Annotated in this window: 15 protein-coding genes; 5 read left to right on the top strand and 10 right to left on the bottom strand. The window is 33.0% G+C overall.

Translation table 11 applies throughout. The features are described from left to right. Nucleotides 1-84: 84 nt before the first annotated feature. Complete coding sequence (locus tag H3T80_RS04340; protein WP_198200242.1) at nt 85-426, bottom strand: nitrous oxide-stimulated promoter family protein; 342 nt, start codon at nt 424-426, stop codon at nt 85-87. A gap of 78 nt (nt 427-504) precedes the next feature. Here H3T80_RS04340 and H3T80_RS04345 point away from each other — a divergent pair, with 78 nt between their 5' ends. Further along, the gene (locus tag H3T80_RS04345) at nt 505-1335 is read left to right on the top strand and encodes a shikimate 5-dehydrogenase (protein ID WP_110447615.1); all 831 of its coding nucleotides are present in this window, start codon (nt 505-507) and stop codon (nt 1333-1335) included. A 482-nt stretch (nt 1336-1817) separates the two neighbouring features. Here H3T80_RS04345 and H3T80_RS04350 read toward each other — a convergent pair whose 3' ends face one another. Further along, nucleotides 1818-2774 carry a carbohydrate kinase family protein gene (locus H3T80_RS04350; protein WP_198200243.1) on the bottom strand — a complete coding sequence of 319 codons (957 nt, stop codon included), beginning with the start codon at nt 2772-2774 and terminating at the stop codon, nt 1818-1820. Nucleotides 2775-3136: 362 nt separating this feature from the next. Further along, nucleotides 3137-4900, bottom strand: a complete 1764-nt coding sequence (ycaO, locus tag H3T80_RS04355; RefSeq protein WP_198200245.1) for a 30S ribosomal protein S12 methylthiotransferase accessory factor YcaO — start codon at nt 4898-4900, stop codon at nt 3137-3139. 124 nt (nt 4901-5024) lie between these two features. Between ycaO and H3T80_RS04360 the strand changes: the two genes are divergently transcribed. Continuing rightward, nucleotides 5025-5351 carry a DUF4282 domain-containing protein gene (locus H3T80_RS04360; RefSeq protein WP_198200247.1) on the top strand — a complete coding sequence of 109 codons (327 nt, stop codon included), beginning with the start codon at nt 5025-5027 and terminating at the stop codon, nt 5349-5351. A 73-nt stretch (nt 5352-5424) separates the two neighbouring features. Here the strand turns inward: H3T80_RS04360 and tsaD are convergent, their stop codons facing one another. From tsaD to coaE, 4 genes are read right to left on the bottom strand one after another with little or no spacing between them, the layout of a single operon-like run. Next, entirely contained in the window at nt 5425-6453 is a 1029-nt protein-coding gene (tsaD, locus tag H3T80_RS04365; RefSeq protein ID WP_198200249.1) for a tRNA (adenosine(37)-N6)-threonylcarbamoyltransferase complex transferase subunit TsaD, read from the bottom strand. Beyond that, a complete protein-coding gene (yacG, locus tag H3T80_RS04370) occupies nt 6453-6671 on the bottom strand; it encodes a DNA gyrase inhibitor YacG (RefSeq protein WP_086358539.1) in 219 nt (72 codons plus the stop codon). The genes tsaD and yacG overlap by 1 nt, the downstream gene beginning before the upstream one ends. Before the next feature lie 24 nt (nt 6672-6695). Beyond that, nucleotides 6696-7433: a cell division protein ZapD gene (gene zapD / locus H3T80_RS04375; protein WP_198200251.1), complete on the bottom strand. Its 738-nt coding sequence runs from the start codon at nt 7431-7433 to the stop codon at nt 6696-6698. Beyond that, nucleotides 7426-8040 (bottom strand): dephospho-CoA kinase, encoded by a 615-nt coding sequence (coaE, locus tag H3T80_RS04380; RefSeq protein WP_198200253.1) that lies wholly within the window; start codon nt 8038-8040, stop codon nt 7426-7428. Before coaE ends, zapD begins: the two co-directional genes overlap by 8 nt. A 323-nt stretch (nt 8041-8363) precedes the next feature. Between coaE and lexA the strand changes: the two genes are divergently transcribed. Continuing rightward, nucleotides 8364-8990: a transcriptional repressor LexA gene (lexA, locus tag H3T80_RS04385; RefSeq protein WP_110447607.1), complete on the top strand. Its 627-nt coding sequence runs from the start codon at nt 8364-8366 to the stop codon at nt 8988-8990. A gap of 50 nt (nt 8991-9040) precedes the next feature. Further along, a complete protein-coding gene (locus H3T80_RS04390; protein WP_110447606.1) occupies nt 9041-9415 on the top strand; it encodes a hypothetical protein in 375 nt (124 codons plus the stop codon). Nucleotides 9416-9463: 48 nt separating this feature from the next. On the opposite strand, the gene hisM is transcribed toward H3T80_RS04390, so the two are convergent. The 3 genes from hisM to H3T80_RS04405 are packed head-to-tail and all read right to left on the bottom strand — an operon-like array spanning nt 9464 to nt 11674. Then, nucleotides 9464-10186, bottom strand: coding sequence for a histidine ABC transporter permease HisM (gene hisM, locus H3T80_RS04395; protein WP_198200255.1), 723 nt, complete (start codon nt 10184-10186; stop codon nt 9464-9466). A 12-nt stretch (nt 10187-10198) separates the two neighbouring features. Beyond that, nucleotides 10199-10882, bottom strand: a complete 684-nt coding sequence (locus H3T80_RS04400; protein WP_110447604.1) for an ABC transporter permease — start codon at nt 10880-10882, stop codon at nt 10199-10201. Between the two features lie 3 nt (nt 10883-10885). Beyond that, on the bottom strand, nt 10886-11674 hold the full coding sequence (locus tag H3T80_RS04405; protein WP_198200257.1) for a lysine/arginine/ornithine ABC transporter substrate-binding protein: 789 nt from the start codon (nt 11672-11674) through the stop codon (nt 10886-10888). 289 nt (nt 11675-11963) lie between these two features. On the opposite strand from H3T80_RS04405, the gene yccS reads away from it, so the two are divergent. Then, a complete protein-coding gene (gene yccS, locus H3T80_RS04410; RefSeq protein WP_294912258.1) occupies nt 11964-14108 on the top strand; it encodes a YccS family putative transporter in 2145 nt (714 codons plus the stop codon). The last annotated feature ends 283 nt before the right edge of the window (nt 14109-14391 follow it).

Here is a 14391-nt window from a genome sequence, read left to right on the forward strand (position 1 = left end):
AGAGTTGATGAAATAAATAAAATTAGTGAGAAAAATACGCCTCCCCATCTCCTCAACTTTTTTTAATTGTGAAAAATGCTTTTGTTAAAATACCTTCAAAATGGTTTTTAAATTTTTATACAAATGCTTAATCGCCATGATTGGATGATAGAGTATCATTCTTGGCCCAGCATAACGCATTACTTCTTTAATTTTCTGTTTATAATCTTTGCGATAACAATGTTTCGGACATTTTTCGCAGGTGGTTTTCTTTTCACCAAATCGGCACATTGTTAAGCGTTGCATGGCGTATTGTAAGAGATCACTACATTCATCACATAGTTGTTTTTTGGGAGTATGGTGTTTTTGGTGACAATATAGGTGTAACATCACTTCTACGGTAACTTTTTCTTGAGTTATTTTCGGACCAGTATTGTTTGCAACCATAATCAAATATATGTATATGCTAGTTAAAAAGATGATAGAATAAAGAACTAGTTATTATGATCACAAGGATTTTGGTTAATGGCAAGAATTATCAATAAAGATACTATTGTTTGTATGTCACTTTCAGCAAGACCAAGTAATTTTGGTACTCGTTTTCACAATTTTTTATATGAAAAATTAGATTTAAATTATCTATATAAAGCTTTTACAACCAATAATTTAAAAGATGCTATTAATGGAATTAAAGCATTATCAATTCGTGGTTGTGCTATCTCAATGCCTTATAAACAAGCGTGCATTGAATTTATTGATGAATTAGATGTTTCGGTACAATCAATTCAAGCGGTTAATACTATTGTTAATACCGATCACTATTTGAAGGCCTACAACACTGATTATATTGCTGTGGAAAAACTAATTAAGGCTAATAATATCAGTAATAAGACACCATTTGTTTTAAAAGGTAGTGGTGGTATGGCCAATGCTGTAATTGGGGCGTTTTACGATGCCGGTTTTAAACATGGCATAGTCTGTGCCAGAAATCAGCAAAAAGGGGAAGCTTTAGCTGAGCGTTATCATTACCAATGGCAAAAAGATGAATCTACTATTACACCGGAACAAGCAAAATTGATTATCAATGTGACGCCAATTGGTATGCAAGGCGGTAGCGAAGCGAACCAACTGGCATTTAGTGAAACAATAATTAATCATGCTGATATTGTGTTCGATGTTGTTGCCTTACCTGTTGAAACACCACTTATAAAGTATGCTAACAACTTGAATAAAAAGATTATTTCCGGTGCTGACGTTGCCGTGTTACAAGCAGTTGAGCAATTTATTTTATATACCGGCGTCACCCCTAGCGAAGAATTGATCCAGCAAGCAGGCGAATTCGCCAGACAAGCTTAATCACAATATAGGATTGTCCTGAAATGGATTTTAATTGACTGGAACGTCTAAGTTAATAACGATGCAAAAAATTAACAGCTAGGTTTGGTCAACATGTTAAACAAGGACGTTTAACAAAATTGTCGTTTATATTGAAAATAACCTTCAGACAGTTAGAACTAAACGATAAAAGGCTGCCATAAGCCGACCGTTTTATATTAGCTATTTTTGACAAATATTTTGGCAAAAGTTGCCTATAAGAGAAAAAAGTTTTAGAAAATATACCAGAATGATAACAGTGATTGATAAAGTGGCCTTGTGTAAACACGCTCTGCTCAAAAGAAATAAACTTAATAAAATGAGCATAAAAAATTTAGATTTTCCTCAAATAAGAGAAAAAGAAAAACTTAATATCCCTCATAATAGGTTAGGAAAAGCCGTTTAAGAGGTCAAGCAATCGCTTAAATAGAACAATTTGAGCGATCAATGATCTTAGTGATAACTCAAAAAAAGTATTTAAAATCTTTAATAAGATCTTTACCTGCTAGATTGATGTCAACCAAGTTAGGCATTGCACTACGCCCTCTTTTCTGTTTATTGGCTGCAGCTATTGCTAGATTGGCAAACAATATTGTTTTCGCTAACGGCCAACCATAGCTGATACCATAAGTAAAAGCCCCTTGAAAAATATCATTTTCAGTAATGTTATCAGCAGTTTGTTTATTAAAGCCAGAGATTATCACAACTTGTTGATGATCCAGATATACACAATCTTTATTATACATACGAATAATAATTTTACCGTTAGTTAAATTGCGTAATTTTTTCAAAGCATTTTTGATCTGATGACGATCATGAAAAGCTTTTAATTTAACAAAAGCACTAGCAAATTGTTCTGTTACAATTAAATAATCAGCTTGTTGAGCTAAGTACAGACTATTAGCTGATAGATTATCGACACTCATAATCACTTTGACTTTGGGTAAATGCTCAATTAGGTACTCACTCAATTCTGCCTCATAGCTATCAGCTAACATAACTATCTCGTGTTTATTTTCACTGACGGTCCGAATAAAGTGAGCTAATTTATCTTTTTCTGTTATTGTCAATTTAGGTGGTTGCATCAAACGATGCGATATAATGCTGTAGGTATTACTTTGCTCATTAATGGTGATGGCTTCTAATGGTGTGATCATTTTCTCCGAAAAAATAAATTGCCGAGTATTAACGCCAACATTAGCAAGTTCTGTTTCAATTTGATTGCCATGATGATCATTGTTGAGATGACCAATATGATAAATATCTTCTCCCCATAGAGCTAATAGATATGCCGTATTAGCACACGACCCACCACCACAATGGACAAAATTATCGGAGGTAATAGAACCGTTTTGTTCCAAACTAGATGAAGTGAAACACAATAAATCTAAACAAGCAAAACCAACGGTAAATATTGTCATCATTTATCCTTAATAAATTATATAATTTAAAAAAAACAAATATTGAAAATAAATAAACTTAGCGATGTTGAACGTAATTGTGCTATTGATTACTACTAATTGAGAGAGAAAAAGAAAGCAATAAGGGAAGTAAACTTACTGCTTTAATATCATACAACAATGCCTCAAAGATCTTTTGGATATGTAAATCTAAATTTTGACAACTTACTCATCTAACCGATCTAATTAAAGATCACTTATATAATATGCTATTTAGTTCAATTTGATAAGTATTAAATGAATTTTTTTTAATATAAACTATTGAAACCATCAGCAATAACTATTATTGGTTAGCCTTTGCTGATGATTAATAATAATTACTACTACATAATTTGATTTAATTTGTGATATACCTCTAAAAGCTTTTTATGCATGGTAAATTGATTCAGTAAACTATCGCTATCTGCATCAGAGTGATCTAAATCCGTTAGCCCAAAAAATTGTTTTTTTGCTGTTGCATACAACCACATTTCACTTACACATGAATTGCCATACATTTTACTAAAAGCAGATTGATAATTATCAAATTGGTTTGCACCTCGCTCTATAATAAAATTAACTAAAGTTTGCAAACAACGATAGGCATGATTGCGTTCAGAACTAAAGATAGACTCATTCATTTCAATCGTCCAATCTATCCATAATTTAGCTTGCGGTAAATCCTGTGCAGCTAACGCCAGCATAGCTTTTAATTCACCAATTCTCAATGTTAACCATGCATTATCTCTACCTGTTGCAATACCTAGTAATTCGCGAACTCGAGCAAAATCATCTAAACCTTCATCATCAAAAAGTTCAATAATGTCGAGTAATTGTTTGTCAGATCGTTTTTGATGTGGAAGAGACAAAATCAACTCACGGAGATGGATCGCCATGTTATTATTAGCAATTAACAGATCCTCTGGCGGATAAATTTCTGACATACCAACAGCTAAAATTCGACAAGCATAAACCCCAAGATGCTGGTAATCCATTATTAATACTTCAATTTGGTGACGATCAAATATCGCCATTAAGTTGGCAAATTCTTGCTCGGTTGTACCAGAAAAATCCCAATCAACAAACTCATAATCCGATTTTTGATTAAAAAGATCCCATGAAATCAAACCGCTTGAATCAATAAAATGCGTTTCTAAATTACTTAGATCAGCAACGTCGTCATTATCAAAACTTGGCGGTGAAAACACATCAAGATCGTTAAGACTTCGACCTTGTAATAATTCAGTCACTGTTCGTTCAAGTGCTACACCAAAGTTAGGATGAGCACCAAATGAGGCATAGCATGTACCATTTTGAGGGTTGAATAGTACAACACAAATCACCGGAAATTCGCCACCTAAAGAAGCATCAAAGCAGTATATCGGAAAACCTTCCTTTTCAAGCGTTTCGATAGCCGCTAATACAGTAGGATAACGATTAATTACTGTTTCGGATATAAGTGGCAAGCTAATAGCTTCTGCAATAATTTTATTTTTGGTATAACGTTCAAATATTTCAGATAAAGCTTGAACTCGTGCCTCATTTGGTGTATTTCCTGCTGACATTCCATTTGATGCATATAGATTAGCAATTAAGTTCACTGGTACATAAATGGTTTTGCCATCTGATTGTTGAACAAATGGCAAAGCACAAATACCTCGTTCCGCATTGCTAGACTGTAAATCAACGAGATCCGTTGCCGTTAATTCATGGTCAGGATCATAAAAATTAAGTAACTTTTGTGACAATAAGCCGTTAGGTAAACTATTATCATCAGGAATTGCAAACCATTTTTCCGATGGGTAGTGAACAAATTCACCATTAGCGACTTTATCTCCTAAATAAAAATCAGAAAAAAAGTAGTTAGTTGAAAGTCTCTCAAAATATTCACCTAAAGCAGAAGCTAACGCAGCTTTTTTACTAGCTCCTTTGCCATTAGCAAAGCATAGTGGACATTTTGTGTTTTGAATATGTACCGACCATACATTAGGTACTGGATTAAGCCAAGAGGCCTCTTTAACAGTCAAATCATATTTATCTAATTGTTGCTGAAAATAGTTAATGGAATCTTCAAGTGCTGCATCTTTACCGGGAATGAATGTTTTCATATTGAAATTTTAAAAACCTTTTTAAAAATAACGTTGCTTTATTGATTTATTTGATATTAAATGTATCGGTTTTTTGACCAAAGTCAAAGCAATAAAATAAATAAAACTTAATTAAGGAAATAAAATGAAAAAAATAGTAGATACCAGTGGACTTTCTTTTAAAGACTTTTTCTTTTTTGATAAAATGTTCACTCCTAAAATTATTACTGTAATTTATTGGATTAGCTTAGTTTTTATTGTATTTTCAGGCCTAGTTCTCATCTTCTCAAGTTTTCTACTAATGCGTTATAGTTTTGGCTCTGCACTACTAGGCATACTAAGTGGTTTTGTAACCATCATTGGTGGTTCTATATTCACCCGTATTGGATATGAATTAATTTGCGTTTTATTCAGTATTAACAGAAATATCGAAAAACTAGCTTTAGATAAATCAACTGACGATAATCAATAAGTATTATATTAAGAAAACCTGTGGGGAATTTACCCCACAATAAAATTCTATAATATTAATTTTTAATTTGATATTATTCTTTCGCGTTTAATTCACTTAGTGGCCATCTAGGTTTAACCTCAATAGCTAGATCGACAAATTGGGATGCTTTAAGATGAATCATTCCAGCATAAGCTATCATCGCACCATTATCAGTACAAAATTCTAAACGTGGATAATAAACTTGTCCTCTACGTTGAGCCATAAGCTCGGCGAGTTGGCGACGTAAAGTTTTATTAGCACTCACTCCACCAGCAATAACCAATCGATTAAAGCCTGTTTGATCTAATGCTCGACGTGACTTTATTAATAAAGTATCAACTAAAGCATCTTCAAAAGCCTTAGCTATATCTGCTCTGGTTTGATCATCAAGATCCTGACCACAACTCTGTTGATGAATGGTATTTGCAGCAGCGGTTTTAAGCCCTGAAAAGCTAAAATCTAAGCCAGGTCTATCCGTCATCGGTCGAGGAAAACGGAACCGTGTTGCATCACCAAGTTCAGCTAATTTCGATAATTTGGCTCCACCAGGATAATCAAGACCTAACAATTTAGCTGTTTTATCAAATGCTTCCCCTGCAGCATCATCAATTGACTCACCCAGTAATTGATATTGGCCAATACCAGTTACTTTAATTAACTGAGTATGTCCGCCTGACACTAACAAAGCGACAAATGGAAACTCGGGAGGATTATCTTCTAGCATAGGAGCTAACAAGTGACCTTCCATATGATGCACAGCAATAGCGGGTACGTCCCATGCATAAGCCAGTGAACGTCCAATAGATGCGCCAACCATTAAAGCACCAATCAAACCAGGGCCAGCAGTATACGCCACACCGTCTATATCACTTGCACGCAAATTAGCTTCTTGTAGTGCAGCTTGTATCAATGGTACAGTTTTACGAATATGATCTCGAGAGGCTAGCTCTGGTACAACCCCACCATAATCGGCGTGTAATTTAATTTGCGAATAGAGCTGATTGGCAATAAGTCCATGCTTATCATCATAAATGGCAACGCCTGTTTCATCACACGATGTTTCAATACCTAAAATCTTCATCAATGTTTACTCACTAAATCGGCAAGATCATCTTCACTCCAAAGATCTTGTTCACTCAGTTCCTTATCCGCAATGCGATGCTCTTCGGCAGCCCAATCACCTAAATCAATTAATTGACAGCGTTTACTACAAAATGGTCGATATAAACTCTTTTCAGACCATTCAACATTTTTTTGACAGGTTGGACACTTTACGATAGTAACAGTATTTTTATTCATCTAAACACTCTTAAATTAATTGGGCTAACAACAAGCAAGTTCAAATTCAATTGCATCAATATTACTATTATCGCCAGCATAAAGGGGTAAAAAACGAATACTATAACGGGACATATGACCAGAAACTTGTGGGTAAACATTTTTCTCGAAAGCAACACGAATTCGAATCAAATTTACATCACCATTAGTTTCTTGAAAAAAATTATTAGTACAAATAAAAGTTTTAAATTCACCTAGTTGCCTAATAAATTGTAAACATGCTTTTAACGTTTCATCAAGTATTGTAATATGCTGCAACCAGTTATCAACTTGCATATTACGTTTTTCTTGCGGTTGATTTAACCACAAATGGAAAGATGGTAAATCAAAACTACAACATCCACCTGGAATCATCAAACGCTGACGAATCGCCATGATAAATCGATCATCTTTTAGCGGCTGTCCTAAACGTAAACTTGAATTAAATTTAGTTAAAAACAGTTCATATTGGTTAATCATGTCACCAAGCAATTCTTTATCAACACCATCAATATCAATCCAAGAAAGTAATTTTTGCTTTTGCGATTCAATCTCTTTAATCAAATCCCCTTTAACATCATTTCGTTCAATAATTTCGAGTAATTCAGATAAAGCATGAAAAAACAATAAAGCATTATTTTGCTCGAAACGATGATGCGTGTTTAATTGATTAAGTAAAAATTCAAGTCTTAACCAAGTACGCATTTTTTCATTTAATGGATGTTCAAAAACAATGTTATTCATAGCTATTCTTAATTTTAGAGTTATGCAAATATTTTTTATGTAAATCATCTATTTGCATTTTTAATGACGCCAAATTACCTTCATTAACAATAATATCATCTGCAAATGCTAAACGATCACTTAATGAAACTTGTGAATCAATCATTCTCTTGGCTAATGACTCACTTATTTTATCACGATCGATTAAGCGCTCTAGTTGTAACGTCTCTGGGGTATCAATTATTAACACCCGATCAGCTAATTGATGTAGATTATTTTCAATTAATAATGGTACAACCCAAATAATATAAGGAGCTGTTTGTTTTGCAATCTGTTGTTGGGTTTCTTGTGCAATAATCGGATGCAATAAATTGTTCAACCATAACCGTTCATGATCATTATTGAAAATAATTTCTCTTAATTGACTTCGATCTAACGCTCCATTTTCTAACAAGATCTCATGACTAAAATGTTTTACAATCTGTGTTAGTGCAAAGGAGCCTGCAGCAACAACTTTACGAGCAATCACATCAGCGTCAATAATTGGTACACCTAATTGCGCAAATAGATTGGCAATGGTACTTTTACCACTGGCAATGCCACCACTAAGTGCAACAATATAAGACATACACTACTTCCAATAAAGAATCATCTTAATAACAATTATATCATACAACTATTAAACAGAATACATGGCAATAAATTGCTAAATTAGCCATTAAATTTACGCTAAGCATTACTTTGTTAGCAAAGTAAATTATCTGTAGCATAAATTTGTTTTTTTAAATAGTTTTATGAAAATTTTCCATACTATTATGTAATTTAGATCGAAAATCTCACTTTAGTTACCATTTTTATCCATTATTCTAAAAAAAAATAGATAAAACAGTTGTTTTGTTTTTTTAGCTGTATATAATCACATGTATCTGTATATAAAAACAGGAATTTGCCATGAGACCATTAACCGAACGACAACAACAAATTTATGATTTGATTAAAGAAAACATTCAAACTACCGGAATGCCACCAACGCGAGCAGAAATTGCCCAAAAATTAGGATTTCGTTCAGCTAACGCAGCTGAAGAACATCTTAAAGCTTTAGCTAAAAAAGGAGCTATTGAAATGATTGCCGGTTCATCACGTGGAATTCGTTTATTATTAGAACAACCTGATGATCCCAATGAACTTGAAGGTTTACCGCTAATTGGTAAGGTCGCAGCCGGATCGCCAATTTTAGCGCAAGAACATATCGAAAGTCATTATCAAGTATCGCCAAGTTTATTTAAACCTCAAGCCGATTTTTTATTAAGAGTTGAGGGTATGTCAATGAAAGATATTGGTATTTTAGATGGTGATTTACTTGCCGTTCACAAAACTCAACACGTTAAAAATGGCCAAGTTGTTGTTGCGCGAATCGATGATGAAGTAACTGTTAAAAGATTATCGCAAAAAGGTCGTCACGTTAAATTATTAGCTGAAAATGCGGAGTTTGCGCCAATTGATGTCGACTTAGAACAACAAAGTTTTGCTATTGAAGGTATTGCTGTTGGTATTATTCGCAATGGTTCGTGGATGTAAATTTAAAGATAGTATAGAATACTAAGTACTGTTGCTTAGGAGTTAACCATATGTGGCTATTTTGGTTGTATGAATTTTTGGGATTTGTTGGCGTTATACTATTAATTTTTGCTTATTGCCATTTCAGTAAAAAAGGTTTTTGGTCTTTCTTATGGCATAATTTGAAATGGGTTGCATGGAGCGTTGTTGGCGTTTGGTTATTAATTGCTATACTTTGCCGGGGCGATTTATATAATGCAGCCCGTTGTTATTTCCGTGGCGAAAGTATGCATGCAAATACGAAATATTCAATCTTTTGGAGTGAATGTCAAATCGAAACAACAAATGGTAGTTATTTACCTATTGATCGTACTCGCGCATTACCAGGTTCAAAAGATCATGATAGCAATGATAATGGAATTCCTGCTGATAATTTAATTAATTAATTTTATTCATATATCTTCAGGCAATATTGAATATTGCCTGTTACTATTTTAACAAGTCTTTGACCCACTAATATTCATATAAAGCAAGTAATGTTTTTCAAGTTGTCTAAAACCAAAAATCAAAACAAAACTTACACATAAATAGATCACCGCCGCAATACCAAAAGCATGGAAAGGTTGATAAGTTTCGGCATAGATATCACGTGCGATTTTCATCAAATCTTGAACTGTCACAGTAAAAGCTAAAGCTGTCGAATGCAACATAAAAATGACTTCATTACTATAAGCTGGTAATGCAATTCGGAAGGCTCTGGGTAAAATAATGTATCGATATAATTGGCAACGATTAAAACCAAGTGCCGTAGCAGCTTCAATTTCACCATTAGGAACGTTGCGAATAGCACCAGCAAATATCTCTGTAGTATAAGCACAAGTATTTAAAGTAAAGGCTAAAATAGTACAATTTAATCCACTTTGGAAAAAGTCATTTAAAGATTGATGTTGATTAACAAAACTTAATGTATATATACCCGTGTAGATAATTAATAACTGTACATATAATGGCGTTCCACGAAAAACATAAGTAAATAGCCAAATAGGCGATTTTATAAAAAAATATTCTGAATTACGGCCTACCGCTAACACTAATGCAAATAATCCTCCTAAAGATACGGATAAAATCAAGATCCACAAGGTCATTGCTAATCCAGTAATATGATAGCCATCTGACCATAACAAAGCTTTCCAATAATCTTGAAGGATTTCTAACATAACATTGCTCGTTTATAATTTAGCTTTAGTGATACCGGTGGAATAATGCTTTTCAAGCCACCATAGAATAATATTTGAAATAGAGGTGAAAAATAGATAAAAAGCGCCAGCTATAAGTGCAAAAAATAGCGGTTGATATGTTGCTTCACCAGCTGTTTTAGTGGCTTTAACAAGGTCAAACAATCCCAATAATGATACTAATGCTGTTGCTTTTAAAATCACTAACCAATTATTAGCAATGCCAGGTAAAGCAAAACGCATCATTAATGGGAACCTGACATATATAAAGGTGTGGCATTTATTCATACCTAATGCAGTTGCTGCGTCAATTAATGTTTTTGGAACAGCTTGAAATGCACCACGAAACGTCTCAGTAAAATAGGCACCATAAATAAAACCTAACGTAATAATACCTGCCACAAATGGATCAATTTCCAACATATCTACATCAAAAAAATCGGTAATGTTATTTAATAAAAATTGAAGGCCAAAAAAGATCAACATCATTAAAACCAAATCCGGCACACCGCGAATCAATGATGTATAAGCCTGACAAGCTAGTCGTAATACTGACCTTTTTGATAATTTACCAAGTGCACAAATAACGCCAATAATAATAGCAAGAATTAGCGAAAAAATCGCTAATTCAATAGTGATCAAGGCACCTTGTAATATTAGAGAACGATAACCTTGCATGAACTATTTTTTATTACTATAAACGTTAAAGTCAAAATATTTGTCATTTATTTTTTGATAAGTACCGTCATTTAAAATTTCAACTAGTGCTTTATTGAAAGCTTCACGCAGTTCATCATCTTTTTTACGGAATCCTAAACCGACACCAACATCAAAATAACCTTTATCGCTTAAAATTTCTCCGGCAAAAGCGAAATCTTTTCCTTGTGGTTGTTTTAAAAATGCATAACTTCCCGTGACCTCATCTTGTAATGCGGCATCTAAACGACCTGCTACTAAATCTGAGAATACCTGTAATTGATTTTGATATGGCACAATGATAACGCCATTTGGACGCCATTTGTCATTAACAAAGTGTTCCTGGGAAGTACCTTGTTCAACGCCTACTCTTTTGCCTTTTAATGACTCAACATTTGGTAATAAATTAGCACCTTGTTTAGTAATTAATCGAGAATTGGTAAGAAAAATTTCATCTGAAAAAGCAATTTGTTTTTTGCGTTTTTCAGTCATCATTAATGATGATGAAATCATATCTATTTTACGTGACAATAAAGAAGGAATTAATGCATCGAAATCAGTCGATTGAAATTCACACTTAATATTAGCTTTTTCACAAAGTGCTTTGGTAATTTCAATATTAAAACCTGTAATTTCACCATTTTTATCTATAAAATCAAATGGAGCATAAGATGTATCCGAACCAACTTTGATTGATTTTGGTAATTTAGCATCACTCAGACAAGCACAACTTAGCAATGCTAACGCCGATACCACTTTAAATAAGTTATTCATGTTTTCATCCCACAATAATTTTTGAAGGCATAATATAACGTTTTCTTAAATTAATTTATAATAAAAAAAAATTATCAGACTATCTGATTTACTTATGCCGTGATTATAATTACAGCAGTTAAATTAATAGATAATATAAAGTTAATTCTATTTTAAATAAGATAGATAGTTAAAACAGTAAACCACTAATTTAAATAATTATTATCATCATACTTATTTGCTTTCGCTAAAGATAACAATATAGTATCCTTACGATTATTATGACAACTCAATTCAAACACTAAACAACGTGCATTCATTTATCCTGTCCTTACGCAAAGTTTTTTATAGCAGTAATTTACTGTTTAGTATTCGTATGTTGGTTAGTTTGACTGGATCTACATTAGTACCATGGTACTTTGATTCAGTACCATTAGTGATCCCACTCACATTGGGAGTAGTTGCAGCAGGATTGACAGAGATCGATACACGCTTATTAAGCCGTTGTATTAATATATTATTAACACTAATTTGTTTTGCAATTGCGACATTTTCGGTCGAATTTCTGTTCAACGATCCACTATTATTTATTATTGGCTTAGTTAGCTCAACGTTTCTATTTATTATGCTCGGTTCATTGGGGCAACGTTATGGTGTTATTGCCTTTGGCTCCTTGTTAATTGCAGCTTATACCATGCTCGGACATAATTTATTTGCTGATAATTACACTCTTCCTTGTTATTTATTATTAGGTGCACTTTGGTATAACCTTGTTTCACTAATTGAATCAATTGTGCAACCTATCCGCACAACACAACAAACTTTAGCCAATTGTTTTATAAAATTAAGTTTTTATCTTGATGCAAAAGCCGCAATGTTCGATCCTGATGAAACTGATGGGTTTAAGCGACAAACTCTTGAGCTAACGACCTGTAATACTCAGGTTATTAATGTATTTAATGATGCTAAACGTTCATTATTTAATCGACTAAAAGGTTTTCGTGGACAAGCCTATATTAGAAAGATGCTTAGTTACTATTTTGTCGCTCAAGATATTCATGAACGGGCAAGTTCATCACATGGCGATTATAAAGCGTTAAGTCACCATTTTAAACACAGTGATCTTTTATTTCGCTTTGCGAGAATCTTAAATTTACAAGCTAAAGCCTGTGCTAAATTGGCTGTGTCAATTAAGTTAAATCAAACCTACCAACATGATCCATTATTTGCTCGCTACTTTGCCTATCTTGAAGAAGCAATAGATGAATATCAACAACAAAATAAGGCTAATTTATTACTCATCAAATCATTACAAAATTTATATCAAAATCTGCTAGCGATCGATTTATTATTAGCCCATATCGATACAGAACAACATTTATCGAAAATCCAAGATGATAACCAATTAATTGATGAAGAACTCACCCGTTTTCATGATATTTTTGCCAAAATTAAGCAAAACTTAACCATCAAATCGTCACTCTTTCGACATGCCATTCGTATGAGTATTGTGTTATTTGTTGGATATATGGTGATTTATTTCTCTAACCTTTCACATGGTTATTGGATTATTTTAACCAGCTTATTTGTTTGCCAACCAAACTATTCAACTACGAAATATCGCTTAAAATTGCGCGTTTTTGGTACTATTTTAGGAATAATTGCCGGTATTCCTTTAACTTACTTGTTTCCAAGTATCGAAGCGCAATTAGTATTGATCATTATAACTGGTTGGTTATTTTTCCTATTCAAAAACTCACAATATGCTTATGCCACCGCCTTTATTACCTTATTAGTATTTTTCAGTTTTAGTTTAATCGGTGAAAGCAGTATCTCTGTTGCTATTTCACGCATTATAGCTACCTTAATTGGCTGTTTTATTGCTTGGTTTGCTGTAAGTTTTATCTGGCCTGATTGGAAGTTTAGAAATTTACCTAAATTAGTTGATCGAGTCTGTCACGAAGATAGCCACTATTTAGCAGTAATAGGTAGTCAATATGTCTCCGGTAAAACTAATGATCCCAAATACCGTGTTGCACGACGCGCGGCTCATGATAGTAATGCAGATTTATCCTCCTTAATCAGCTTAATGACTAAAGAGCCACATGTTAAACAAGATGTGATTGACCAAGGTTTTAGATTATTGACCCTTAATCACACTTTAATCAGTTATCTATCCACTTTGGGAGCGCATCGCGATAAAAGTATTTCACCGCATACTTTGGAAATTTTTGATGATATATCGGTTTATATAATTACTATGCTAAGTGACCAAAAAATCGATTCTGAATATCAACCATTGAAAAAAGTGGTTGCTGATTATATTGAATCACTATCAACCAATGATGACCAAAGCAATAATGATCTGCTTGTTATGCAGCAATTAGCCTTAATCTTAGATATATTGCCTGAAATAATTTCTCTTATTTGTGAATTGAATAATAAGACTGCTTAATAGGATTGTTTTAAACGGTTATTATCTTTTGCAATGAAATAAACAACCTTATATTAAGGTAATTTTTTCAATATAACGATTGAATTAGATAACTTGTAAAAAATATTGAGAAGTCTATACCATCATAATGGTATTTATGAATGATTTTAGATAGTTATCTCTATATTATTAATTAAAAACTCAATAACAAAATGATTAGCTAAACTATTTTGTTTAGTTAGTATTATTTTATTAGTTAGCATTGGTTGATTTTTGTCTATTCCTCATTTTCTGTTATTACAAT

This window comes from Gilliamella sp. W8145, assembly GCF_016101145.1.
Taxonomy (GTDB): domain Bacteria; phylum Pseudomonadota; class Gammaproteobacteria; order Enterobacterales; family Orbaceae; genus Gilliamella; species Gilliamella apis_A.